Below are 24,451 nucleotides of genomic sequence, written 5' to 3'. Positions count from 1 at the left end.
CATCGCTCCGCGTTGCGGCGCGGAGCTTGAAAATCAACGCGCGGGCGGCTAGTCGGCGGTCTTTCGTTGGCAAAGTCCCCCACTGGGGACATCAGGAGATGGGAATGGCGACGTCTGGATGGGGTGGGCTGTTCGCAGCCGCATTCATTGCTCTCGGGACCCTCGGGCTCTCGGCGGGTACGGCTCAGGCCGCGCAATGCGGAAACAATTCAGGCGGATTCGAGAACTGGAAAGTCCAGTTCCGCCAGGAAGCCGCCTCTCGCGGCATCGGCGAATCCGCCCTGCGGGCACTGGACCGCACCAGATACGCCAGCAAGACGATCGCGGCCGACCGCAACCAGAAGAGCTTCAAGCTGTCCCTCGACCAGTTCATGCAGCGGCGCGGCGGCAAGCAGATCGCCTCCAAGGGCAAGTCCCTGAAGCGGCAGCACGCGCAGCTCTTCGCCAGCATCGAGCGCCGCTACGGCGTGCCGGCGGGCCCGCTGCTCGCCATCTGGGGCATGGAAACCGGCTTCGGCGGCTTCCTCGGCAACCAGCACATCCTTTCCGCCGTCGCCACGCTCGCCTATGACTGCCGGCGCTCCGATTATTTCACCAACCAGCTCTACGCGGCCTTGCAGCTCGTGCAGAACGGCTCGCTCAACCCCGACGCCATCGGCGCCGCCCATGGCGAGATCGGCCAGACGCAGTTCCTGCCCGTGAACGTTCTGAAATATGGCGTGGACGGCGACGGCGACGGCCGCGTCGATCTGATCCGATCGCGCGCCGACGCGCTCGCCTCGACGGCGAATTTCCTGCGCGGCCATGGCTGGCGCCCCGGCGGCGGCTACCAGCCCGGCCAGGCGAATTTCGGCGCCCTGCAGGGCTGGAACGCGGCTCGCGTCTACCAGCAGGCGATCGCCATCATCGGCGCGGAAATCGACGGCAACTGATCTCACGGCGCTCGTCCCTCCGACGAGGGCGCGAAGCAGATGACGGACCCGGCCTTGTGCCGGGTCTTTTCTTTTCGGGGAAACCGGTGGTGCGCGGCCGCCCCGCCCGTTTCCCTCGCCTTCCGCGGGCATCGCGCAGGAGTGCCGCCTGGCAGGCTCGAGGAGCGTCGCGGCCTCTGTCCGGCATCGGAAAGACGGGACGGCGAACAGGCGCCGGAAACAAAGAACCCGGCGCGATGGCCGGGCTCTTCGCTTCCTATCCTCGAAAAGGCCGGATCAGCCCTTGCGGTCGCGGGCGGCCAGTGTGCGCAGCCGCAGCGCGTTGAGCTTGATGAAACCGGCGGCATCCTTCTGGTCGTAGGCGCCGCGGTCGTCCTCGAAGGTGACCAGCTTGTCGGAATAGAGCGATTTCGCGCTCTCGCGGCCGACGACCATGACGTTGCCCTTGTAGAGCTTCAGCGTCACCTCGCCCTCGACGTTCTTCTGGCTGAGATCGATCGCCGCCTGCAGCATCTCGCGCTCCGGGGAGAACCAGAAGCCGTAATAGATCAGTTCGGCATAGCGCGGCATCAGCTCGTCCTTGAGGTGTGCCGCCCCCCGATCGAGCGTGATCGACTCGATGGCGCGGTGCGCCGCGAGCAGGATCGTGCCGCCCGGGGTTTCATACACTCCACGCGATTTCATGCCGACGAAGCGGTTTTCGACCAGATCGAGACGGCCGATGCCGTTGTCGCGGCCATAATCGTTGAGCTTTGCCAGCAGCGTCGCGGGCGACAGACGCTGTCCGTCTATCGAAACGGCGTCGCCCTTCTCGAAGCCGATCTTGATGATCGTCGCCTTGTCGGGCGCTGCCTCCGGCGAAATGGTGCGCATGTGGACGTATTCCGGCGCTTCCTGCGCCGGATCTTCCAGGACCTTGCCCTCGGAGGAGGAGTGCAGCAGGTTGGCGTCGACGGAGAAGGGAGCCTCGCCCTTCTTGTCCTTGGCGACCGGGATCTGGTGCTTTTCGGCAAAGTCGAGCAGGTCCGTGCGGCTCTTGAACGACCAGTCGCGCCACGGCGCGATGATCTTGATGTCGGGGTTCAGCGCATAGGCGGAAAGCTCGAAGCGGACTTGGTCGTTGCCCTTGCCGGTGGCGCCATGGGCGATCGCGTCGGCGCCCGTCTGGCGGGCGATGTCGACGAGATGCTTGGAGATCAGCGGTCGGGCAATCGAGGTGCCGAGCAGGTAGACGCCTTCATAGACGGCATTGGCGCGGAACATCGGGAAGACGAAATCGCGCACGAATTCCTCGCGCACGTCCTCGATGAAGATCTCCTTGATGCCGAGCATCTCCGCCTTTTTGCGTGCCGGCTCGAGTTCCTCGCCCTGGCCGAGATCGGCGGTGAAGGTGACGACTTCCGCGCCGAGCTCGGTCTGCAGCCACTTCAGGATGATCGAGGTATCGAGCCCGCCCGAATAGGCCAGCACCACCTTCTTGACGTCTTTCCACTTGGACATTCTGACCCCGGATTTCCGTGACATCGCGGCGGCCCGCGCCGCCCGTTTTCTTCGGCGGCACTTTTATCAGGAATGTCCGCGCGGGCAAGGCCCAGCCGCGGCCCCACGCCTCGTCCGGAATCTAGCTTCGCCCCGCCGGCCGGCCGCGGCGGCGAAACAGTTGATCCCAGATGTCGTAACCCGCGAGCGCCAGGCCGATGAATATGGTGATCGCCAGCGCCACATGCGGCACGAAGATCACCACCACGCTGCAGAAGGCGGCGAAGACGACGAGGGCGAAAAGCGCGAGGAACCGTTTCATTCCCATGGCCGCCTAGCCTCCGTAGATCGCGTTGGGCAGGGAGAAGACGATGCCTGGAAAGACATACATGATCACCATGCACAGGATGACGATCGCCATGTAGGGCATCATGCCGATGAAGATGTCGGTGAGCTTCACGTGGGCGGGCGAGATGCCCTTCAGATAGTAGGCCGACATCGCCATCGGCGGCGACAGGAACGCCGTCTGCAAGTTGACCGCCACCAATATGCCGAAGAACAGCGGGTCGATGCCGAAATGCGGCAGCAGCGGTATGAAGATCGGGATGAAGATGACGATGATCTCCGTCCATTCCAGCGGCCAGCCAAGGATGAAGATGATGAGCTGCGCCATGATCAGGAACATCAGCGGCGACATGTCGAGGCCGGTCACGAAATCGCTGATCAATTGCTGCCCGCCCAGATAGGCGAAGACGGAGGCGAAGGTGGCCGAGCCGACGAACAGCCAGCAGACCATCGCCGAGGTGCGCGCCGTCAGATAGACCGATTCCCGCAACCTCTGCCATGTCAGTGCCCGGTAGACCGCGGCGAGGATCAGGCCGCCGAGCGCGCCGATGGCGGCCGCCTCCGAGGGCGTCGCGAAGCCGAACAGGATCGCCCCGAGCACGGCGAGGATGAGGAAGGCGAGCGGCACGAAGGAGGTGAGCATCATCCACGCGATCTCGATCGCGCTGTGGTCGCCGGTTTCCTCCTTGGTCGGCTGCGGCGCCAGACTCGGCTTCAGCACCGCCCGCGTGATCACATAGGCCAGATAGAGCCCGGCCAGCAGAAGGCCGGGCAGCAGCGCCGCCGCATACATGCGCACCACCGATATGCCCGATGTCGCGGCATAGACGATGAGCAGGATCGACGGCGGGATCAGGATGCCGAGCGTGCCGCCGGCGCAGATGACGCCGGTCGCGTAGCGCACGTCGTACTTGGCCTTGAGCATGGCTGGGAGCGCCAGCAGCCCCATCAGCGTGACCACCGCTCCGACGATGCCGGTGGCGGTGGCGAAGAGCGTGCAGGTGACGAGCGCCGCGACCGCCATCGAGCCGGGCAGCCGGCGCGTGGCGATGTAGAGCGTGGAGAACAGGCGGTCGACGATGTTGGCGCGCTCCACGATGTAGCCCATGAACAGGAACAGCGGGATCGCGGTGAGCACGTCGTTCTGGATCACCGAATAGGTCTGGTTGACGAAAAGATCGAATATGCGGTTGTTGAAGAAGCCGCCGAGCCAGGTCTCCCACTGGGTGAAGGCGTCGGCGCCGGATTCCACGGCGCGGTCATAGGCCCGCCACATCCGGCCCGCGTCGAAATAGGCGTAGTAGCCGAAGCCCACGCCCAGCGCCATCAGCGTGAAGGCGACGGGAAAGCCGAGGAAGATGGTGAGGATCAGGATGAGCAGCATCCCGACGGCGATGTGAGCGTCTGTCATCGGGGGTCACCGTCCTGCGGTTTGCCGGGATCGATAGTGGAAGGGTCGAGGCCCGAGGGAATGTCGACCGCTTCCGCGCCGTGCCTGAGCACGTCCAGGCTCTGTGTCTCGAGCAGCACCTTGTCGAGTTCCTCGACGTCCTCGGCGGCCTTGACCCATTCGCCGGTGCGCAGGCACACGATGCAGCGGAAGACCTGCGCGATCCCCTGCAGGAAGAGCAGGATGCCGGCCGCGACGATCACCGTCTTGAACTGGAAGATCGGCACGCCCGCCGGGCTGTTCGAGCTGACCTCGAGATAGCGCCAGCTACGGCTGGCGTATTTCCACCCCGAGAACACCAGCGCCGTCACGCCGGGAAAGAAGAAGATGATGTAGAGCACCAGCTCCAGCGCGGCCTGGGTGCGCGGTTTCCACAAACGGTAGATGAAGTCGCCGCGCACATGGCCGTCGCGCGACAGCGTGTAGGCGCCGGCCATCATGAACAGCGTGCCGTAGAGCATGTAGCTCAGGTCGAAGGCCCAGGCGGTCGGTGCGCGGAAGAAGTAGCGGACGACGACCTCGTAGCCGACGCCCAGCGCCATCACCACCACGCCCCAGGCGAACACCTTGCCGAACCACGCCGACAACTCGTCGGCGAATGCGATATAGCGGAGCATCCGAGAAATCCCCTCAGAGGCGGCCCGGCGGGTCAACTCTCGCCGCCGGACCGGCTTCAGGTGGAAGGCTTATCCTTCGAGCTTCAGCTTGCCTGGGAAGTAATGCTCGTAGGCGAGCGCCAGGTCGGCCGAGTTCATCAGTTCGTAGAACACGACGCGTTCGACCCATTCGCGCTGGCTGTCGAGAATGCGCTTCATGAACGGGTCGGCCTCGAGCGTCGGGATGATCTGGTCCCATGCCTTGAGCTGCGCGTCGAGTATCTCCTTCGACGTGCGATGCACGGTCACGTCATGGTCGTTCTGCAGCTTGGCGAGATCGGCGGAGTAGTTGTCGAGCGCAAGCGCCGTGTTCGCGGTGCTGGCCGCCTCCACCGAATATTCGAGGATCGCCTGCAGGTCCTCGTCGAGATCGTCGAACACGTCCTTGTTGAACAGGAACTCGAAGGATTCGCTCGCCTGGTGATAGGATGAGAGCATGTAGTGTTTGGCCACGTCCTGCGAACCGAAGCGGATATCGGACGACGGGTTGTTGAACTCGAAGGCATCGATGACGCCGCGCTCCATGGCCGGCACGATTTCGCCGCCCGGAAGCTGGGCGACACTCATGCCCATGCTCTGCATGAGGTCCGCCGCAAGGCCGACCGTGCGGTATTTGTAGCCGTTGACCTCCGCCACCTGGGTGACCGGATTCTTGAACCAGCCGAAGGGCTGCGCCGGCATCGGGAAGCCGTAGAAGCCGTAGAGGTTGAGCCCCATTATGTCCTGCGTGAGCTCGCGGTAGAAATCCTTGCCGCCGCCCTGATGGAACCAGGCGAGCATCGTGGTCGCGCTGCCGCCGAACACCGGGCCGGTGCCGAACAGCGACGCTGCCTTGTGCTTGCCGTACCAGTAGACCGGAACGGTGTGGGCGGCGTCGATGACGCCGTCATTGACGCCGTCGAGCACCTGGAAGGCGCCGACGACCGCGCCGGCCGGCAGAAGTTCGAACTTGATCCGGCCGGCGGACATGCGCTCCACCCGCTCGATATACTGGCGGGCGAAATCCATCCAGATGTCGGAAGCAGGCCACGAGGTCTGCATCTTGATGGTTACGGGTGCCTGGGCAAGCACGGCCGGCGCCGCCAGGGCACCCGTGGCGGCCGCGCCTGCGAAAGCTCCGTTCTTAAGGAATTTACGGCGAGAAAATGCACTGTCAGACATTCTATCTCCTCCCTTTGTGCTGTTTGTTGTTTTTATTTTCAGCGGAGACAGAATAGGCGATCGCGTACTTGGCGCAATAGGCTTCAACTTGGACGTTGGGATAAGAGTTTTTCGCGCCGGCAAGAAGACGCGTTTGTCGGAAGACCGGTCAGTCCGGGTCGGCGACCCGTTCCAGTCCGCGCCCGGCGGAACGGCCGGCGACCAGCCAATAGGCGATCCCGCCGACGATGCCCGCCCCGATGACCGCGGCGACGAACGAATAGCCGTCGCCGGCCAACGGGCCTTCCAGCCCCATGAAGGAGAGCACGATCACGCAAAGCGCCACGCCGGCGCCGCCGATCGCGTGGAAGAGCCAGTCGCGCTTGCCGAGGATCTCGGAAACGAGAATCACCGCCATCGCCGGAACGAAGGCGTAGTAGGCGACCAGCATGGCGAGGAACGGCGCGGTGACCGCGACCGACATCGTCACCGCGTCGGCGGGCGCCTCCTCGGCGAAGCCGACGGCGCCGAGCAGCAGAAGATTGAGGAAGGCGGCCGCCGCGAGCGACGCCACCACATAGCCGAACAGGATGACGGCGAAGCGCGTGAGATAGGCGAACACGCTGCTCAAGCCTCGCCGTGCCCCGCGATCATCATGGCTTCCAGCGCCAGCCGCTCGGATTTCCGCATCCGCTCCGATTCGGACTTGAGCTGGCCGCAGGCGGCGAGGATATCGCGCCCGCGCGGGGTACGGATCGGCGAGGCGTAGCCGGCCTGATTGATGTAATCGGCGAACTTCTCGATCGTTTCCCAGTCAGAGCACTGATAGTTGGTGCCCGGCCACGGATTGAACGGGATCAGGTTGATCTTGGCCGGTATGCCGCGCAGAAGCCGCACCAGTTCCTTGGCGTCGTCGAGCGAATCGTTGACGTCCCTGAGCATCACATATTCGAAGGTGATGCGGCGCGCGTTGGAAAGGCCGGGATAGTTCCTGCAGGCCTCCATGAGCTGCTCGAGCGGGTACTTCTTGTTGATCGGCACCAGCATGTCGCGCAGATCGTCGCGCACGGCGTGCAGCGAAATGGCGAGCATGACGCCGATCTCCTCGCCGGTGCGGGCGATCTCCGGCGTGACGCCGGAGGTCGACAGCGTGATGCGCCTTTTCGACAGGGAAAGCCCGTCGCCGTCCGACGCGATCAGCAGCGCCTTCTTGACGTTCTCGAAATTGTAGAGCGGCTCGCCCATGCCCATCATCACGATGTTGGACACCTTGCGGCCCTCCGCCGGCACGATCGCGCCGTCGGGCGTGTCGCGGTCGGGAAAGTCGCCGAGCCGGTCGCGCGCCGTCATGAGCTGGGCGAGGATTTCCTCGGCCGTCAGGTTGCGCACCAGCTTCTGCGTGCCGGTGTGGCAGAAGGAGCAGGTAAGCGTGCAGCCGACCTGGCTGGAGATGCAGAGCGTGCCGCGTCCTTCCTCGGGAATGTAGACCGTCTCGATTTCGACCGGCCTGCCGGCCCCGCGCGGCGGAAAGCGGAACAGCCATTTGCGCGTGCCGTCGTTGGAGATCTGCTCCTCGACCACCTCCGGCCGGGCGACGGTGAAATGGGCGTCGAGCGTCGTCCGCAGATCCTTCGAGATGTTGAACATCTGCGAGAAATCGGAAACGCCGCGCACATAGAGCCAGTGCCAGAGCTGCTGCACGCGCATCCTGCGCTGGCGCTCGGGCACGCCGGCCTTCCCCAGCGCGTCGGCCATCTCCTCGCGGGTCAGGCCGATGAGGGACGGCTTCTCACTGGTGAGCGGGCGCAGCGCGGCGCGCGTGTCGTTGCTGGTAAGATCGAGCGAAAGCGTCATGGTTTCTGGAAATCCACTGTCCGGCCAATGCGGACCTATATATTGCGGGCCCGGCCGGAGTTTCAGGTGCTCATATCACGAAGGTCGCCGCGCGTCACCCGCCGCCGCCTTCAACGCCGAAAGGCCGGAGCGCTGCCCCGGCCTTTCGGCATTCCTGCTCGTTTGCTTCAGTTGCAGCTCTGGATCGAGTTCAGCGCCGCGGTTATGCCGCGCAGTGAAAAGGTGTAGTTGGTGTCGTTGCCGCGGCCGGACTTCGCCTGGACCTTCATGTCGGCGCCGCCGCGCATGGCGGCGATGAGCTGCGGCTCTTCCGCCGCATTCTCCATCCACGCGGATTTGCCGCGCGTGAACATGGTGAAGTTCCTGTCGCCCACCGTCACCTGCACCTTCGAGTTCGACTGGAAATCGTAGGACGCGATGAACTGCGGCTCGTAGGAGACGTTCTGGCCCGGCTTCTGGCTGACGAAGAAATAGATGTCGCCATGGTCGAGGCTCGTAGGCTGCTTGTCGGTCGGAACGGTCAGGACGTAGCAAACCTTGCCGTTCTGAGCCTGATACGAATAGGTGCCCCATGCATTGTGCTGGCCAATCTTCGTGGCAGACTGAGCGAGCGCCGGCGAGGCGACCGCGAGCATTGCGAGGCAGGAAATCGTCGATATAAGTCCACGCATCGTCGTAACCGTTATCCCTGTCCTGGTCCGTGTAAAGGCTTGTAGAGCCGCGCCCGAGCGGGCCCGTTGCCTTCACGCTAACTTAATCAGGGTTACCAAAGGGTGAACTCCGCCGAAACCGGCGCACCGCCACTTTGCCTACCCCGCCCGTGCCGAGCGGTTTCCCCGCTTTCGGCTGCGACTTTCGAAGTCCCTCTTCACGCGTTGAAAACACGAAACAAGGCGAGAATTTGACCTGAAGCGTCCGGATTCGGCGCGGACGCCGAAAGAATCAGTCGAGTTCGGCGAGCGCCCTGCGGGCAGCCTCGCGATGGGCGGGGGTGATATGCGCGCGCACCGCCGTGATCGCCGCGGTCAGCGCCGCCACGTCGTCGGTGAAACCGAAACCGACCAGGAAATCCGGAACGAGGTCGATCGGCAGGACGAAATAGGCGAGCGCGGCGAGCAGCGTGCCGCGAACCCGTGTCGGCGTATTCTGGTCGAGCGCGCAATAATAGGCCGCCGCCAGTTCCCCCATGAACGGGATCTGGCGCGCGGCGCGCTTGGCCGTGCGCCAGAACTGGCCGCGCACGCGTTCCTCGCGGCGCTCGTTCTCCTCGGCTCCGACCGGCCGAAGGATTTCCGCCATCCTGGCCTCGTCCATCGCATCCTTCTCCATGACGGCGAAGATGTGGGCGCCGGCGCCGGTCATTGCAAGTGCGGGCTCCGGCCTCTACCGCATGATGCGCGAGGCGTGATGCGCGTTGCCTGCATGCTCGACCTGCCGCCTCGTGTCGCCGCCGGCGAGCGGCCACGCCTCCTCGACGATATAGGGACCGCCGCCGACCGAATCGCGCGACGACATCAGCACGAAGCGGTTGACCTTGAAGGGGAGCGTCGCGAAATTCCCGCGCGCCGAGAGATAGCCGGCGATGTCGAGCGGGCTCGCATGGCGCAGCCTTGCCAGCGTGACATGCGGCACGAACTTGCGCGGGTCGGCCGGCAGGCCGAGGCGCTGGCAGATCCGCTCGATCTCCGCCTGCAGCGCGTTGAGTTCCGGCGAGGGCATGACGCCCGCGTAGATGGAATGCGGCTTCTTCGACCCGAAAGCCCCGACCCCGGAAAGGGTCAGGCTGAAGGATGGCCGGCGCACCCTGTCGAGCGCATTGGCGATCTCGTCGGCCACATGGCCCTCGACATCGCCGATGAAGCGCAGCGTCAGGTGATAGCTTTCGACATCGATCCAGCGTGCTCCGGGAAGTCCGCCGCGCAGGAGGGAGAGCGAAAGGGCGGCGTCACGCGGTATCTCGAGGGCGGTGAAAAGTCGCGGCATTGCTACCTCCTCGAATCGACTGCTCTTGGACAGCGAATCACCGATCGCACCCTTGGGCAAGCGGTTTTGTGCGCTGCGGCGATCCCCCTTGTGGATGGTCCGCCGCCTGCCATTCAGCCGGCAAAATGTGGTCAGGAATTGTCGGCCTTGTCCGGAAGCATCTTTTCGACCGCGGGTAAGGCGCCCTCGACCATGCGATCCACGCCCTGCGGGTTGGGGTGCATCCCGTCGTCGAGAAGCAGGCTCCGCTCCGCCGCCACCCCGTCGAGGAAGAACGGGTAGAAGGCGAGGTCGTATTTTTCGGCGAGGCGTGGATAGATGGCATTGAACTCGTCCGCATAACCGCTGCCCAGATTGGGCGCGGCCATCATCCCGGCAAGCAGGATTTCGATGCCGCGCTCGCGCAGGCGCTCGATCATCGAAACGAGATTGCGCTCGGTCAGTTCCGGCGGGATGCCGCGCAGCATGTCGTTGGCGCCGAGCTCCAATATGACGAGGTCGGTATCGTCGGGCACGGACCAGTCGAGCCGGGAAAGACCGCCGCTGGTCGTGTCTCCCGACACGCCGGCATTGGTGATCACGACATCGTGACCGCGCGCCTTCAGCGCTTCTTCAAGCTTTTCCGGGAAGGATTCGCCGGCATCCAGCATGTATCCGGCCATCAAACTGTCACCGAGGCCGACGATCTTGAACGTTTCCGCGTTCGCCGCGCCGATCGCCGTCGAAACGGCCAGGAAGGTCGCGATCAAGCCGCCGAGGAACTGTTTGAAAGCCATGATTTTCAACCCATATTGGTGCGGCAACCTGCCCGCCGCCATCATATAGGACCATATCGCCGTGACAGAAGCCGTCATCCAGATGAAAGACGTTTCCTTGACCCTGGGTGAAGGCGCTTCCTCCGTGCATGTGCTGAAGGGCGTCAGCCTCGACGTGACCGGCGGCGAGGCGACCGGCATCGTCGGGCCTTCCGGTTCCGGCAAGTCCACGCTGCTGATGGTCCTGGCCGGCCTCGAGCGCGTCGATTCGGGGGAGGTCCGGATCGCTGGCGAACTGCTCAACGGCAGGAGCGAGGACGAGATTGCCGCCTTTCGCGGCCGCAATGTCGGCATCGTGTTCCAGTCCTTCCACCTGATCCCGAACATGACGGCGCTCGAGAACGTCGCGGTGCCGCTCGAACTTGCCGGCCACGACGACCCCTTCGGCGTCGCCGCGCGCGAGCTTGCGGCGGTGGGGCTGGCCGAGCGCGTCACCCACTATCCCGGCGAACTGTCCGGCGGCGAGCAGCAGCGCGTCGCGATCGCCCGCGCGCTGGCGCCCGAGCCGAAGATCCTCATCGCCGACGAACCGACCGGCAATCTCGACCAGGCGACGGGCCGGCAGATCGCGGATCTGCTCTTCGCCAAGGCCGAGGAACGCGGCATGACCCTGGTGCTCGTCACCCACGATCCGGCGCTCGCCGCGCGCTGCACGCGGCAGATCGCCATGCGCTCGGGCCGGATAGAAAACCCGCCGGCGCTAACCGCCGTATCGGCTTAGCGGCCGGTGCGCACATGAACGGCTTCGCGCGTACGCTCCGTCTCGCCTTCCGCTTTTCGCTGCGCGAGATGCGCGGCGGGCTTTCCGGCTTCATGATCTTCCTCACCTGCATCGCGCTCGGCGTGGCGGCGATCGGCGGCGTCAACTCGGTCGCCCGCGCCATCACCGCCGGCGTGGAAAGCCAGGGCCAGGTCCTGCTCGGCGGCGACATCCGCTTCCAGCTCATCCACCGCGAGGCGGACGAGCGGGAGCGCGCCTTCGTCGACGGACTCGGCGACGTCACTGAGGGCGCCTCGATGCGCTCCATGGCACGGCTTGCCGACGGCTCCGACCAGACGCTGGTCGAGGTGAAGGCGGTCGACGGCGCCTATCCGCTCTACGGCGAACTCACCGCCGAGCCCGCTCTGCCGCTGGACCGGCTGACTGCGCAGTCGGACGGCGTCTATGGCGCGGCGGCCGCCGATATCCTGTTCGAGCGTCTCGGCGTTGAGATCGGCGACCGCATCAGCCTCGGCAATTCCGAATTCGAGCTGCGCGCGAGGATCGTGACCGAGCCGGACGCGATCTCGGACGGGTTCGGGCTCGCGCCGCGCCTGATGGTCTCGCTCGACGGCCTGCGCGCTTCCGGCCTGATCCAGCCCGGCAGCCTGGTGGAATATTCCTACAAGGCCCGGATTCCCGGCGTCACCAATGCCGACATCGAGCAAATCCGCACGCGCGCCGGCGAGGAATTTCCGGAATCCGGCTGGAGCATCCGCGACCGCAACAATGCCGCGCCGGCGCTTTCCTCCAACATCGAGCGCTTCTCGCAATTCCTGACCCTCGTCGGCCTCACCGCGCTGGTCGTCGGCGGGGTGGGCGTCGCCAACGCGGTGCGCGCCTATCTCGACGGCAAGCGCGGCGTGATCGCGACCTTCAAGAGCCTCGGCGCCTCCGGCCGTTTCGTCTTCGTGGTCTATCTCGTGCAGATATCGATGATCGCGGCGCTCGGCATCGCAGCCGGCCTCGTGCTGGGCGCGCTGATGCCCTTCGCGGCAAGCGCCATGCTCTCCTCGGTGCTGCCGATCCCGGCGGCGGGCGGCATCTATCCCGGCGCGCTGGCGATGGCCGCCCTGTTCGGCATTCTGGTGACGCTCGCCTTCGCCGTGCTGCCGCTCGGCCGCGCCCGCGACGTGCCGGCCACAGCGCTCTTCCGCGAGATGGGTTTCGCGGGACACGGCATGCCGCGGCTCGTCTATGTCGCGGCGGCGGCGGGACTTGCGATCCTGCTCGCGCTGCTGGCGATCTGGTTCTCCGCCGATCGGCGCATAGCCGTGATCTTCGTAGGCGCCACCGTTTTCGCGTTCCTGGTGTTGCGCCTCGTCGGCTATCTGGTGCAATGGCTTGCGCGCCGAAGCCCGCGCGTCCGCTCCACTGCCCTGCGGCTCGCCATCGGCAACATCCATCGCCCGGGCGCGCTGACCCCTTCCGTCGTGCTCTCGCTCGGCCTGGGGCTCACCTTGCTCGTCACGCTGGCGCTGATCGACGGCAATCTGCGCCGCCAGATCGCCGGCAATCTGCCGGCGCAGGCGCCCAACTTCTTCTTCGTCGATATCCAGAGCGGCGAGGTCGACCGTTTCGCCTCACTGGTGGAGGCCGAGGCTCCCGACGGCAAGCTGGTGCGCGTTCCCATGCTGCGCGGCCGCATCATGGCGCTCAACGGCACCGACATCCGCGAGATCCAGGTTCCGCCGGAAGGCGCCTGGGTGCTGCGCGGCGATCGCGGCATCACCTATGCCCAGAACGTGCCGGAGAACTCGACCCTCACCGAGGGCGAATGGTGGCCGGCCGATTATTCGGGCGAGCCGCTCGTCTCCTTCGCCGCTGAGGAAGCGCGCGAGATCGGCCTCAAGATCGGCGACACGGTCACGGTGAACGTGCTCGGCCGCAACATCACCGCGCGGATCGCCAATCTGCGCGCCGTGGAATGGGAATCGCTCGGCATCAATTTCGTCATGGTGTTCTCGCCCAACACCTTTGCCGGCGCGCCGCATTCGTGGCTCGCCACGCTGATGGATTCCTCCGCCTCGAGCGCCGAGGAGGCCCGCATCCTCAATGCGGTGACCCGCAACTTCCCGGCCGTCACCAGCGTGCGCGTCAAGGACGCGCTCGACATCGTCAACGACATCGTCGCGCAGCTCGCGGTCGCGATCCGCGCGGCCGCCGCCGTGGCGCTCGTCGCCTCGGTGCTGGTGCTCTCCGGCGCGCTCGCCGCCGGCAACAATGCGCGCATCCACGACGCCGTCGTTTTGAAGACGCTCGGCGCGACGCGACGCACGCTCATCAGGGCCTTCTCGATCGAATATCTGCTGATCGGCCTCGCCACCGCGGTCTTCGCGCTCGCCGCGGGCGGCGCGGCCGCCTGGTTCGTCGTCTCGCGCATCATGTCGCTGCCCTCCGTCTTCCTGCCGGAAGTGGCCGTGTCGACGATACTGATCGCGCTCGTTCTGACGGTCGGCTTCGGCCTTGCGGGCACCTGGCGCATCCTCGGCCACAAGGCCGCTCCGATCCTGCGCAATCTGTAGAGCTGACGGAGTTTTTCTCGAATCGTCGTCGGGGGCCTATTCCTTGCCGGGGCCTGATTTTCGTCCGAAAACCGGCTCCCGTTTTTCGAGATTGCTCCCGAAGCCGCATCACAAAACCGTCAGCCGGGGTCTCCATGCCTCCCGAAGGGTCGAAAAGTGGACTTTTGCGGCCTTCACGCGCGGTTTCGACGTGCAACAGGCCTTGTCCTGGCCATCAAGAATGAGCATATTTCGCCGTAGGCATGCTGGAGTTCCGCCAGCGGCGCCTGGGCGCATGCCCGACACCCGACGGAACAGGAGCAGAAAAGAGGAAATTATGGCTGACCTTCGCAACTATCAGGCACGCGTCGCGACGACCGGCACACGCGCCGACGCTGCCATCGACGAGGGCCTGCGCGCATACATGATCAGGGTCTACAACCTGATGGCGCTTGGCCTCGCGATAACCGGCGTCGCCGCATTGGCGACCGTCTCGCTTGCCACGACCTCCGATCCGGCTGCCGCGGTTGCAACGCTCGGCAACGGAAAGATGCTGACCGGGCTCGGCACGGCGCTCTACGGCTCGCCGCTGCGCTGGGTCGTGATGCTTGCCCCGCTCGCACTGGTGTTCTTCCTGTCGTTCCGCGTCGAGAAGATGAGCCTTTCGGCGGCGCAGACCACCTTCTGGGCCTACGCGGCGCTGATGGGCGTTTCGCTGTCGTCGATCTTCCTGGTCTACACCAGCGCCAGCATCGTGCAGACCTTCTTCATCACCGCCACCGCCTTCGGCGCGCTGTCGCTCTTCGGCTACACCACCAAGCGCGACCTGTCCGGCATGGGCTCGTTCCTGATCATGGGCGTGTTCGGCCTCATCCTCGCGATGCTGGTCAACATCTTCCTTCAGTCCTCGGCCCTGCAGTTCGCCATCTCGGCGATCGGCGTGCTGGTGTTCGCCGGCCTGACCGCCTACGACACCCAGCAGATCAAGGAAATGTACTACGAGGGCGACGGCACGCTCGTGGCCGGCCGCAAGGCCATCATGGGCGCGCTCAGGCTCTACCTCGACTTCATCAACATGTTCATGTTCCTGCTGCAGTTCCTGGGCAACCGCGAATAACGGCAAACCGGATCGAGGATTCCGAAGGGCGGCTTCACGGCCGCCCTTTTCTTTTGCCCGCAAGAGCCGCAATCATGCGCCGGACAACACGAGGGGACGCATGGACCACGTCGCGACACGCCCGGCGACGCGCGAGGACATCGACGCGATAACCGCCATCTACGCCGACGCCGTGACAAACGGCACGGCGAGCTATGAACTGGAACCGCCGGACCGGCTGGAGATGGCGTCCCGCTTCGAAGCGCTCGCCAAGGGGGATTTTCCCTATATCGTCGCCGAGATCGCCGGCGAGGTGGTGGGCTACGCCTATGCGGGACCTTTCCGGCCGCGCGCCGCCTATCGCTTCGCCGTGGAGGATTCGGTCTATGTCGCTCCACAGGCCGGGGGCAAGGGTGTCGGCTCGGTGCTTCTGACGCGATTGATCGCCGAGGCCGAGGCGCTGGGATTCCGCCAGATGATCGCCGTCATCGGCGACGGCCATGCCGACAGCCCTTCGGTGAAGCTCCATGCAAAGGCTGGTTTCCGCCCCGCCGGTACGCTGCGGGGCTCCGGCTACAAGCACGGACGCTGGCTGGACACGGCCTTCATGCAGCTTGAGATGAATGGCGGCGACACGCTTCCGCCTGACGCCGCATCGATGCCCGAGCGCAGGTTCAGAGGCGTTTAGGGAGATTGCTGGAAGGGGATCGTCCTACGACCGGCCTCGGCGGGCGTCAGGCCTGAACGAGCTTCAGCTTCTTGTCGAACACGCCGAGCACGCGCTGCAGTTCGTGGCCGCGCTTCATGATCAGGCCGCTGGCGGCAACCACGGAAAAGGCGCCCTGGCGCCGCGCCAGCTCCGGCGCCTTGACGATCTGAAACAGCGGAACCTCGCTGGTCCGGCGGAAGACGGAGAAAATAGCGCGATCCTTGAGATGGTCGATCGCATAGTCGCGCCATTCGCCGGCGGCGACCATCTGTCCGTACAGTCGAAGAATGAGATCGAGCTCTCGCCGGTGGAAAGTGACCGGCAGCTCCATTCGCTCGCGGCGCGCCTCGTGGAGCGGGATCAGTATTGCGGAATCCTCCCTATCCTCCGCCCCGGCTCCGCGATCGGTCATTCATCATACCTTTCATGACGGTTTGACGACGTCGGAAAGGTCGCGCGTCGGCGGTGAAATTGCAAGAGGTCGGGCTGCGCTTTCTCCGTGTGTCGCTAGGGGGCTGAATCTCATGGTTGAAAACATTCGCGAATTTCTCACGAACGGGGACAGACTGTCGTCATTGGTGATGGCTCGCCACATTGTTGCCGTTTTTTATCCTAGTTCGCGCCCCAATGTATGGCGACCATCCCCTCGTTGCCTGAGACGGTTCGGTCCGGCGCGGCTCCGTAACCCCAAGCCCCCCGCCCACGGGGTCTGGGTCGGATCGAACCAACTCCGGTCTTTGTCCGGAGATATCGACGGTACGACGATCCCAAAGCAAGATATGGCCGGCGCTGGAAATCCTTCAGCGTCGGTTTTTTGTTGTCCACGCGGGAGGAACCTGCCGACAGTCCGCTTTGCAGACGCGATCTTTCGGATTCGCTGACCGCGCTTCAGGCTCTTGTTACGCATGTCCTTGACACGAAAACGGATACCGGTTTCAGGAGAAACGCTTCAGCTCGAGGGACGGTTGATGATCGTCGCGCCGAGTATCGCCCCCGGCAGGCCGTTCTTGCCCATCTCCTGGATCAGCACCGCGCAGCCGCCGGCGCCCTTCTTGTAGACCTCGCTCAGGGGCAGTTCGATGCGCGAGGCCTTGCCGTGCCACATGCCGGCGCTGTGGAAGCCGGAAACCGCGTTCCAGTAGGTGACCGTACGGCCCTTGTTCTCGCCTCGCTCGATCTCCACCGGCGTGACCGGCCTGAAATAGACCAGGAGAATTTGCGCGCCGCCCGGCCCCGCCGCACCGCCGCTCGTCTCGATCACCAGCGTGTTCCCGGTGTAGTGGGCGTTCACGTCGACCTTCATGCCCTTCGCCGACGCGGCCAGCCGCTCCATCGCGCCTTCGACCTTGTAGCGTTTGGCACCGTTGACGTGCTCGCGGCCGTTTATGACCGCCTGCGGCGTGTAGACGGACCGGTTGCCGAACTGCCGGTTGTAGTCATATTGCCTGCCGGTGTTGTCCGGCGTGGCCATGGTGTCGCGCCAGCCGAGATAGTCCCAGTAATTGACGTGATAGGCGAGCGCCACCACCTCGCCGGAACGCGCCAGCTCCGCGAGCAGCTCGTCGGCGGGCGGGCAGGAATTGCACCCCTGGCTGGTGAACAGTTCCACCACGGCCTTCGGCCGCATGCTTGTCTGATCGGCTTGCGCGCCCGACGATAGGACAAGGAAAAGCGCGGCCATTGCCAGCCTGAGGGTGGTAAGGCCCATGATCATCCCGGTTCTTTTCTACAGGTTCTTCGGGGAACCCTTTTCTTGATGCTTTTAGATTAGGCTAATAGGAGGCTCAATCGAAAGTCACGTTGCGGTGAAACCTTTGTGCCAAAAGGCGGCCTTCCCCCAGGAGAAGCGATGCTCGAAGCCCTGACCGCCCATGTCGACCTCTATTGCGAACGCACGGGGCCGGAATTCTGGTCGGAACCGCTCAATGCGCTGACGAATCTCGCTTTCGTCGCCGCCGGCCTGTGGGGCGTCCGCGAGGTTCGCCGCAAGCAGACCGGCACCTTCGCCGAGCTTCTCGGCTGGTGGGTGGTGGCGATCGGCATCGGCTCCGGCCTGTTCCACACCTTCGCCAACGAGCTTACCAAATGGGCCGACATCCTTCCGATTGCCGGCTTCACGCTCGCCTACACGCTTCTCAATCTGCGCCGCTTCCTGGCGATGGAATGGCCAAGGGCGCTGTCGATCTTCATCGCCTTCTATATCGCGGCGGGCGTGATCACCGCCCTCGTTCCGGATTGGCTGCGAGAGGCCTCCAACGGCTCGACCGGCTACCTGCCGCCGTTCCTTGCGCTCGTCTTCTTCGGAGCAATGGTGATCCGCGCGGGCAACCCCGCCGGCTGGTACAACATCGCGGCCGCCGCGATCTTCGTTGCGTCGGTCGCCTTCCGCGCGCTCGACCCGCACGTCTGTGCCGCGCTGCCGATCGGCACGCATTTCCTGTGGCACACGCTCAACGGCCTCATGCTCGGCGTGCTGCTGGCGGCGGTGGCGAGATATGGGAAGCCGGTCGGGAGCGAGTAGAATTTCCGCCCTGTAAACGGGAGCAACAACGCCGCGGACTGCCGCGACGCTGGTCCTCCCCTGCGAAGCGGGGGAGGAAGACCATGCGAAGCATGGTGGAGGGGCCATTGCAAAGCCAGCGGCTCCCCGCCTCACCCGGCCCTTCGGGCCACCTTCTCCCCGCGAGGCGGGGAGAAGGGAAAGGCGCCGCTTACGCCGCCAGATCGCGCAGCACGTATTGCAGGATGCCGCCGTTCTTGAAGTAGTCGAGCTCGTCCAGCGTATCGATGCGGCAGAGGATCGGGACGTCCTTTTCCGTGCCGTCGGCATAGGCGACCTTGGCCACCATCTTCTGGCGCGGCTTGATCGTCTCGAGGCCCTCGATCGTGACCATCTCGTCGCCCTTGAGACCGAGCGAAGCCCAGCTCGTGCCCTCATCGAGCACGAACGGAACGACGCCCATGCCGACCAGGTTGGAGCGGTGGATGCGCTCGAAGGACTGGGCAATCACCGCCCGCACGCCGAGCAGGTTGGTGCCCTTGGCCGCCCAGTCGCGCGACGAGCCGTTGCCGTATTCGACGCCGGCGAAGATCACCAGCGGCACGCCTTCTTCCTTGTACTTCATGGCGGCATCGTAGATCGACATCTCCTCCTTCGAGGGATAGTGGATCGTGTAGCCGCCTTCCTTGCCGTTCTCGCCCAGCATGTGGTTGCGGATGCGGATGTTGGCGAAGGTGCCGCGCATCATCACCTCGTGATTGCCGCGCCGCGTGCCGTACTGGTTGAAGTCGGCGACGCCGACGCCGTGATCGGTGAGGTATTTGCCGGCCGGCGAGGCCGCCTTGATCGAACCGGCCGGCGAGATGTGGTCGGTCGTGATCTTGTCGCCGAACAGGCCCAGCACCCGCGCGCCGCGGATCGAGCCGATCGCGCCCGGCTTCGTGCCCATCCCGACGAAATAGGGCGGGTTCTGCACATAGGTCGAATCATCGTCCCAGGTGTAGGTCTGGCCGCTCGGAGCCTGCACCTTCTGCCAGTTCTCGTCGCCCTTGAAAACGTCGGCATATTTGCGGGCGAAGAGGTCGCGGGTGACGTTGGCGGCGATGAATTCCTGGATTTCCGCCGTCGACGGCCAGATGTCCTTCAGGAAGACCGGATTGCCGTCCTTGTCCTCGCCGAGCGGCTCGGTGGTGAGGTCCTTCGTCACGGTGCCGGCCAGCGCGTAGGCGACGACCAGCGGCGGCGAGGCGAGGTAGTTCGCCTGCACGTCCGGAGAGACGCGGCCTTCGAAATTGCGGTTGCCGGAAAGCACGGCCGCCCCGATCAGACCCTTCTCGTTGATGGTCTTGGAGATCGGCCCCGGCAGCGGGCCGGAATTGCCGATGCAGGTCGTGCAGCCGAAGCCGACCAGGTTGAAGCCGATCTGGTCGAGCTCCTTCTGCAGGCCCGACTTTTCGAGATATTCGGCGACGACCTGGGAGCCCGGGGCCAGCGAGGTCTTCACCCAGGGCTTCTGCTTCAGGCCGAGCCGGTTGGCGTTGCGCGCCAGCAGGCCGGCGCCGATCAGCACGCTCGGGTTCGAGGTGTTCGTGCACGATGTGATCGCGGCGATCACCACGTCGCCATGGCCGAGATCGAAATCCTCGCTCTCGACCGCATAGCGCTTCGCCGTGTCGACCGTCTTCTTGTACTCGGTCTCGAGTGCCTTGGCGAAATTCGGGGCGATGTCGCCGAGCGGCGCGCGACCCTCGGGACGCTTCGGGCCGGCCATCGACGGCACGACCTCTCCGAGGTCGAGTTCCAGCGTGTCGGTGAAGACCGGATCGGCGATGCCGTCCTCGCGCCACATGCCCTGTGCCTTGGAATAGGCCTCGACCAGCGCGATGCGCTCGTCGCTGCGGCTGGAGGTGGTGAGGTACTTCACCGTCTCGCCGTCTACCGGGAAGAAGCCGCAGGTCGCGCCATATTCCGGCGCCATGTTGCCGATGGTGGCGCGGTCGGCGAGCGTCATGGAGGACAGGCCCGGGCCGAAGAACTCGACGAACTTGCCGACGACGCCCTTCTTGCGCAGCATCTGGGTGACGGTCAGGACGAGGTCGGTCGCGGTCACGCCTTCCTTGAGCCTGCCGGTCAGGCGGAAGCCGATGACCTCCGGCAACAGCATGGAGACCGGCTGGCCGAGCATCGCGGCTTCCGCCTCGATGCCGCCGACGCCCCAGCCGAGCACGCCCAGGCCGTTGATCATCGTGGTGTGCGAATCGGTGCCGACGCAGGTGTCCGGATAGGCGGTGGTTTCGCCATCCTCCTCTTTCGTCCAGACGACCTGGCCGAGATATTCGAGGTTCACCTGGTGGCAGATGCCGGTGCCGGGCGGCACGACGCGGAAATTGCGGAATGCCTGCTGTCCCCATTTCAGGAACTTGTAGCGTTCCTCGTTGCGCTGGTACTCCAGCTCGACATTGCGCGCGAAGGCCAGCGGCGTGCCGAATTCGTCGACGATGACCGAGTGGTCGATGACCAGATCGACCGGCACCAGCGGGTTGATCTTCTGCGGGTCGCCGCCGAGCGAGGCCATCGCGTCGCGCATGGCGGCAAGGTCGACGACGGCGGGAACGCCGGTGAAGTCCTGCATGAGGACGCGCGCCGGGCGATAGGCGATCTCAACGCCCGCCGTTCCCTTGTCGGCGAGCCAGCCGGCGACGGCCGCGATGCTCTCCTTGGTGACGGAGCGCCCGTCCTCGTTGCGCAGCAGGTTCTCCAGCAGCACCTTCATGGAGAAGGGAAGCTGCGAGACGCCGGTCAGGCCGTTCTTCTCGGCCTCGGGCAGGCTGTAATAGACATATTCCGAGCCGCCCACATTGAGCGTTCTGCGGCAATTGTAGCTGTCGAGTGATTTTGACACGTGCGATCCCTAACTGTCGGTTGCCGATTGGGAAACGGACGCCAGTGGCATGCTAACACGCGCAAAGGTGCGGGTACGGTCATTTCCGCTGTCCGTTCCCCGCGACCCGGCCGTTCAAGGCGGCGCGCGCGCTGGTTCGGCGCAAATTGGTTCCCGTGCCGACCGCTGGCACGGTTGTCCCGCATATAGAGAATTTCGTAGAATAGTTCTAGACCGAGTCGAGGCAAATTTGCTGCATCGCACCGCGCGTGCCGACGGCTGCCGGAACGAGAGGTGCAAATGCGGCTGACGGCCGAGAAACTGAGCGGAGAGCGCGGCGGCGAGACGATATTCGCCGGCATCGACATCGTTCTCGCCGCGGGCGGCGGGCTCCTTGTCACCGGCCCGAACGGCTCCGGCAAATCGACGTTGCTGCGGATCCTGGCGGGGCTGCTGCCGCCGGCCGAAGGCGTGATTCGCCTCGAAGGCGGCAGCGAGGAGTGGCCGACGGTCGCCGCCGCTTCGCACTATCTCGGCCACCAGAACGCGATGAAGACGGCGCTGACGGTCGCGGAGAACCTGCGGTTCTGGCGCGATTTCCACGGCGATCCGCATCTCGACGTGGCCGAGGCGCTCGAAATGGTCGGCCTGCCCGGCATCGGTTCGCTGCCCTTCGGCTATCTGTCCACCGGCCAGCGCCGGCGCGTCTGTATCGCCAAGCTCCTGGTGAGCCATCGGCCCGTCTGGCTGCTCGACGAGCCGACGGCCGGGCTCGACGCCGGTTCGGAGCGCCGCTTCGCCGGCCTGATGCGCGCGCATCTCGAAAAGGGCGGCATCCTGATCGCCGCCACCCACCTGCCGCTCGGCCTCGAGGGCGTCGGGGAGTTGCGGATGGGGGCGGGCCGATGATCACTTCCTTCGAAACCCTGCCCCCTCCAGGAGGCACGGAGCCATGTGGCGTCCCTTCAAGGATAGCCTCCCGCGAAGGCGGGGCGAAACACCGTCTCCGGCATGCGCGGAGCAATGGAAGAGGCCAGCCATGCTAGCCCTCTTCCTCCGTGATCTTCGCCTGGGCATCCGCGCCGGCGGCGGGGCGCTGGTCGGCGTGATCTTCTTTCTCGCGGTCGTTGCGGTGATCCCCTTCGGCGTCGGGCCGGACCTCAACCTGCTTGCCCGCATCGGCCCGGCCATCCTGTGGATCGGCGCCCTGCTCGCCGGTCTTCTCGGCCTCGAACGGCTGTTTCAGGCCGATCGCGAGGATGGTTCTCTCGACCTCCTCGTCCTCGCCGACGGCCGCCACATGCTGGCGCTGAGCGTGCTGGTGAAATGCCTCGCCCATTGGGTGGCGAACATCCTGCCGCTCGTCATCGCCTCGCCGCTGCTCGGCATCTTCATGAACATCGAGCCGATCGGCATCGCCGCCGCCTTCGCCACGCTGCTCGTCGGCACGCCGGCCATCGCCTTCATCGGCGCGGTCGGCGCGGCCGTCGCCGTCGCGCTGCCGCGCGGCGGACTGCTGGTCTCCGTGCTGATCCTGCCGCTGGCGATACCCGTGCTGATCTTCGGCGTCTCGGCCTGCTACGCGGCGACCACCGGCCCGCAGCCCTTTCTGCCGCCCTTCCTCATTCTCGCCGCCTTGACGTTGTTTTTCGCCGTAATCGGACCGTTCGCCGCCGCGCTGGCGCTGAAGGCCAATGCCGACTGACAAGCGTCCGGCCGGAGCGGAGCCGGCTTCACATTCGCTTGATCCGGCCCGCCTGCGGCAAAGGCGATCAATTGCGAAGCGCGGCGCGCGGGTTTATTGAGGCAGGCATGAGCGAAACCACCGCCACGATCAGGTCCTGGACCGATATTGCCAATCCGACGCGCTTCATCGCGCTCGCCGGGCGGCTGATCCCGTGGCTGGGCGGCGCCAGCGCGCTCCTGCTGATCGTCGGTCTCTATCTCGGCTTCACCGCGCCGGAAGACTACCAGCAGGGCATCACCGTGCGCATCATGTATATCCATGTGCCCTTCGCCTGGCTGGCCATGATGTGCTACTCGCTGATGGCACTCTCGGCGATAGGAACGCTGGTCTGGCGCCACCCGCTCGCCGACGTCTCGCTGAAGTCCGCGGCTCCGATCGGTGCCGCCTTCACCATGCTGGCGCTCGCCACCGGCTCGATCTGGGGCAAGCCGATGTGGGGCACCTGGTGGGTGTGGGACGCGCGGCTGACCTCGGTCTTCGTGCTGTTCCTGATGTATCTCGGCATCATCGCCCTGACCCGCGCGCTGGACGATCCGTCGAGGAGCGCGCGCGCCGCGGCGATCGTCACGCTGGTCGGCTTCGTCAACATTCCGATCATCAAATTCTCGGTCGACTGGTGGAACACCCTGCACCAGCCCGCCTCCGTCCTGCGCCTGGACGGCCCGACCATCCATCCGAGCATGCTCTGGCCGCTGCTGGTCTGCGCGCTCGGCTTCACCCTGCTCTTCTTCACGCTGCATCTGATGGCGATGCGCTCGGAAATCTGGCGCCGGCGCGTCGCCGCCATGCGCCGGCTCGCGGCCCGCAGCGCCGACAGGCAGGAGGGGGTGACGGCATGAGCCACGCTTTCTATGTCGGCGCCGCCTACGCCGTCTCGGCGATCGTCATCGTCGGCCTTATCGGCTGGATACTGCTCGACCAGAGCGCCCGCCGCCGCGAGCTGGCCGAGCTCGAGGCAAGCGGCGTGCGCCGCCGCTCGGCGCGGGGCGAGGTTCGGCGGTGAGTACCGAGGCGCCGACCGGTTCGCGGGGCCGCAGGCGACTTTGGCTGGCCTTTCTTCCGCTTGCGGTCTTCGCGCTGCTGGCCGGTGTCTTTCTGGTTCAGTTGCTCTCCGGGCGCGACAATTCCGTCGTGCCTTCCGCGCTGATCGGAGCGGAAGCGCCCGCGACCAACCTCCCGCCGCTCGAGGAGATGGACCTTCCCGGCCTCGATTCCTCGCAATTCGACGGCAAGGTGACGCTGGTCAATGTCTGGGCCTCATGGTGCGCCCCTTGCAGGCAGGAGCACCCGCTGCTCATGGACCTGGCGAAGGACGGGCGCATCGAGATCGCGGGGCTGAACTACAAGGACAAGCCGGAGAACGCGCGCCGCTTCCTCGGCGAGCTCGGCAATCCCTTCTCCGCCGTCGGCGTCGATTCCTCCGGCCGCTCGGCGATCGACTGGGGCGTCTACGGCGTGCCGGAGACCTTCCTCGTCGGCAAGGACGGCCGCATTCTCTACAAGCATGTCGGCCCGTTCACGCCGCAATCGGTCTCCGCCGAGCTGATGCCCCGGATCGAAAAAGCGCTTTCTACCTCTAATTGATCCGGCTACTCTGCCG

25 protein-coding genes are annotated in these 24,451 nt (G+C 65.3%); 11 read left to right on the top strand and 14 right to left on the bottom strand.

Annotation, left to right across the window (positions count from 1 at the left end):
- Positions 1-104: 104 nt before the first annotated feature.
- Positions 105-932, top strand: a complete 828-nt coding sequence (locus XW59_RS02685; protein WP_047145686.1) for a lytic murein transglycosylase — start codon at positions 105-107, stop codon at positions 930-932.
- A 276-nt stretch (positions 933-1,208) separates the two neighbouring features.
- Here XW59_RS02685 and XW59_RS02680 read toward each other — a convergent pair whose 3' ends face one another.
- From XW59_RS02680 to XW59_RS02630, 11 genes are all read right to left on the bottom strand, one after another.
- The gene (locus tag XW59_RS02680; protein ID WP_047145542.1) at positions 1,209-2,432 is read right to left on the bottom strand and encodes an argininosuccinate synthase; all 1,224 of its coding nucleotides are present in this window, start codon (positions 2,430-2,432) and stop codon (positions 1,209-1,211) included.
- Between the two features lie 121 nt (positions 2,433-2,553).
- Complete coding sequence (locus tag XW59_RS02675) at positions 2,554-2,739, bottom strand: hypothetical protein (RefSeq protein ID WP_047145541.1); 186 nt, start codon at positions 2,737-2,739, stop codon at positions 2,554-2,556.
- A 6-nt stretch (positions 2,740-2,745) separates the two neighbouring features.
- Positions 2,746-4,167, bottom strand: a complete 1,422-nt coding sequence (locus tag XW59_RS02670; protein ID WP_047145540.1) for a TRAP transporter large permease subunit — start codon at positions 4,165-4,167, stop codon at positions 2,746-2,748.
- Positions 4,164-4,823, bottom strand: coding sequence for a TRAP transporter small permease subunit (locus XW59_RS02665; RefSeq protein ID WP_047145539.1), 660 nt, complete (start codon positions 4,821-4,823; stop codon positions 4,164-4,166). Before XW59_RS02665 ends, XW59_RS02670 begins: the two co-directional genes overlap by 4 nt.
- 69 nt (positions 4,824-4,892) lie before the next feature.
- Positions 4,893-6,023 carry a TRAP transporter substrate-binding protein gene (locus XW59_RS02660; protein ID WP_137326967.1) on the bottom strand — a complete coding sequence of 377 codons (1,131 nt, stop codon included), beginning with the start codon at positions 6,021-6,023 and terminating at the stop codon, positions 4,893-4,895.
- A gap of 148 nt (positions 6,024-6,171) precedes the next feature.
- Positions 6,172-6,624: a hypothetical protein gene (locus tag XW59_RS02655; RefSeq protein WP_246665985.1), complete on the bottom strand. Its 453-nt coding sequence runs from the start codon at positions 6,622-6,624 to the stop codon at positions 6,172-6,174.
- A 5-nt stretch (positions 6,625-6,629) separates the two neighbouring features.
- Entirely contained in the window at positions 6,630-7,856 is a 1,227-nt protein-coding gene (gene rlmN / locus XW59_RS02650) for a 23S rRNA (adenine(2503)-C(2))-methyltransferase RlmN (protein WP_047145536.1), read from the bottom strand.
- A 167-nt stretch (positions 7,857-8,023) separates the two neighbouring features.
- Positions 8,024-8,527, bottom strand: coding sequence for an invasion associated locus B family protein (locus tag XW59_RS02645; RefSeq protein WP_047145535.1), 504 nt, complete (start codon positions 8,525-8,527; stop codon positions 8,024-8,026).
- Positions 8,528-8,798: 271 nt separating this feature from the next.
- Positions 8,799-9,170, bottom strand: coding sequence for a YkvA family protein (locus tag XW59_RS02640; RefSeq protein ID WP_047145685.1), 372 nt, complete (start codon positions 9,168-9,170; stop codon positions 8,799-8,801).
- A 69-nt stretch (positions 9,171-9,239) separates the two neighbouring features.
- Positions 9,240-9,839, bottom strand: coding sequence for an RNA 2',3'-cyclic phosphodiesterase (gene thpR / locus XW59_RS02635; RefSeq protein WP_047145534.1), 600 nt, complete (start codon positions 9,837-9,839; stop codon positions 9,240-9,242).
- A 131-nt stretch (positions 9,840-9,970) separates the two neighbouring features.
- Positions 9,971-10,615, bottom strand: coding sequence for an arylesterase (locus XW59_RS02630; RefSeq protein WP_047145684.1), 645 nt, complete (start codon positions 10,613-10,615; stop codon positions 9,971-9,973).
- Between the two features lie 61 nt (positions 10,616-10,676).
- Here XW59_RS02630 and XW59_RS02625 point away from each other — a divergent pair, with 61 nt between their 5' ends.
- From XW59_RS02625 to XW59_RS02610, 4 genes are all read left to right on the top strand, one after another.
- Positions 10,677-11,375 (top strand): ABC transporter ATP-binding protein, encoded by a 699-nt coding sequence (locus XW59_RS02625; RefSeq protein WP_047145533.1) that lies wholly within the window; start codon positions 10,677-10,679, stop codon positions 11,373-11,375.
- A gap of 14 nt (positions 11,376-11,389) precedes the next feature.
- Positions 11,390-13,939 carry an ABC transporter permease gene (locus XW59_RS02620; RefSeq protein ID WP_047145532.1) on the top strand — a complete coding sequence of 850 codons (2,550 nt, stop codon included), beginning with the start codon at positions 11,390-11,392 and terminating at the stop codon, positions 13,937-13,939.
- 316 nt (positions 13,940-14,255) lie between these two features.
- Positions 14,256-15,035, top strand: a complete 780-nt coding sequence (locus tag XW59_RS02615; protein ID WP_047145531.1) for a Bax inhibitor-1/YccA family protein — start codon at positions 14,256-14,258, stop codon at positions 15,033-15,035.
- 100 nt (positions 15,036-15,135) lie between these two features.
- Entirely contained in the window at positions 15,136-15,702 is a 567-nt protein-coding gene (locus tag XW59_RS02610; RefSeq protein ID WP_047145530.1) for a GNAT family N-acetyltransferase, read from the top strand.
- A gap of 46 nt (positions 15,703-15,748) precedes the next feature.
- Here XW59_RS02610 and XW59_RS02605 read toward each other — a convergent pair whose 3' ends face one another.
- Complete coding sequence (locus XW59_RS02605; protein ID WP_047145529.1) at positions 15,749-16,135, bottom strand: DUF2794 domain-containing protein; 387 nt, start codon at positions 16,133-16,135, stop codon at positions 15,749-15,751.
- Between the two features lie 537 nt (positions 16,136-16,672).
- Positions 16,673-17,431, bottom strand: a complete 759-nt coding sequence (locus XW59_RS02600) for a DUF1223 domain-containing protein (protein ID WP_136068212.1) — start codon at positions 17,429-17,431, stop codon at positions 16,673-16,675.
- Between the two features lie 141 nt (positions 17,432-17,572).
- Here XW59_RS02600 and XW59_RS02595 point away from each other — a divergent pair, with 141 nt between their 5' ends.
- Positions 17,573-18,244 (top strand): ceramidase domain-containing protein, encoded by a 672-nt coding sequence (locus tag XW59_RS02595; protein WP_047145527.1) that lies wholly within the window; start codon positions 17,573-17,575, stop codon positions 18,242-18,244.
- A 190-nt stretch (positions 18,245-18,434) separates the two neighbouring features.
- On the opposite strand, the gene acnA is transcribed toward XW59_RS02595, so the two are convergent.
- Positions 18,435-21,125, bottom strand: coding sequence for an aconitate hydratase AcnA (gene acnA, locus XW59_RS02590; protein WP_047145526.1), 2,691 nt, complete (start codon positions 21,123-21,125; stop codon positions 18,435-18,437).
- Positions 21,126-21,404: 279 nt separating this feature from the next.
- Between acnA and ccmA the strand changes: the two genes are divergently transcribed.
- The 5 genes from ccmA (at position 21,405) to XW59_RS02565 (ending at position 24,435) form a co-directional block, all read left to right on the top strand.
- Positions 21,405-22,013, top strand: coding sequence for a heme ABC exporter ATP-binding protein CcmA (gene ccmA / locus XW59_RS02585; protein WP_047145525.1), 609 nt, complete (start codon positions 21,405-21,407; stop codon positions 22,011-22,013).
- Positions 22,014-22,143: 130 nt separating this feature from the next.
- Positions 22,144-22,809 (top strand): heme exporter protein CcmB, encoded by a 666-nt coding sequence (gene ccmB, locus XW59_RS02580; RefSeq protein WP_047145524.1) that lies wholly within the window; start codon positions 22,144-22,146, stop codon positions 22,807-22,809.
- A 107-nt stretch (positions 22,810-22,916) separates the two neighbouring features.
- The gene (locus XW59_RS02575) at positions 22,917-23,690 is read left to right on the top strand and encodes a heme ABC transporter permease (protein ID WP_136068190.1); all 774 of its coding nucleotides are present in this window, start codon (positions 22,917-22,919) and stop codon (positions 23,688-23,690) included.
- Entirely contained in the window at positions 23,687-23,854 is a 168-nt protein-coding gene (ccmD, locus tag XW59_RS02570) for a heme exporter protein CcmD (RefSeq protein WP_047145523.1), read from the top strand. Before XW59_RS02575 ends, ccmD begins: the two co-directional genes overlap by 4 nt.
- On the top strand, positions 23,851-24,435 hold the full coding sequence (locus XW59_RS02565) for a DsbE family thiol:disulfide interchange protein (protein WP_047145522.1): 585 nt from the start codon (positions 23,851-23,853) through the stop codon (positions 24,433-24,435). Before ccmD ends, XW59_RS02565 begins: the two co-directional genes overlap by 4 nt.
- The last annotated feature ends 16 nt before the right edge of the window (positions 24,436-24,451 follow it).

It is taken from the genome of Aquamicrobium sp. LC103 (assembly GCF_001014615.2).
Taxonomy (GTDB): Bacteria; Pseudomonadota; Alphaproteobacteria; order Rhizobiales; family Rhizobiaceae; genus LBCQ02.
The sequence above is the reverse complement of the archived record's forward strand: the minus strand, read 5'-3'. Positions and strand labels throughout refer to the sequence as shown.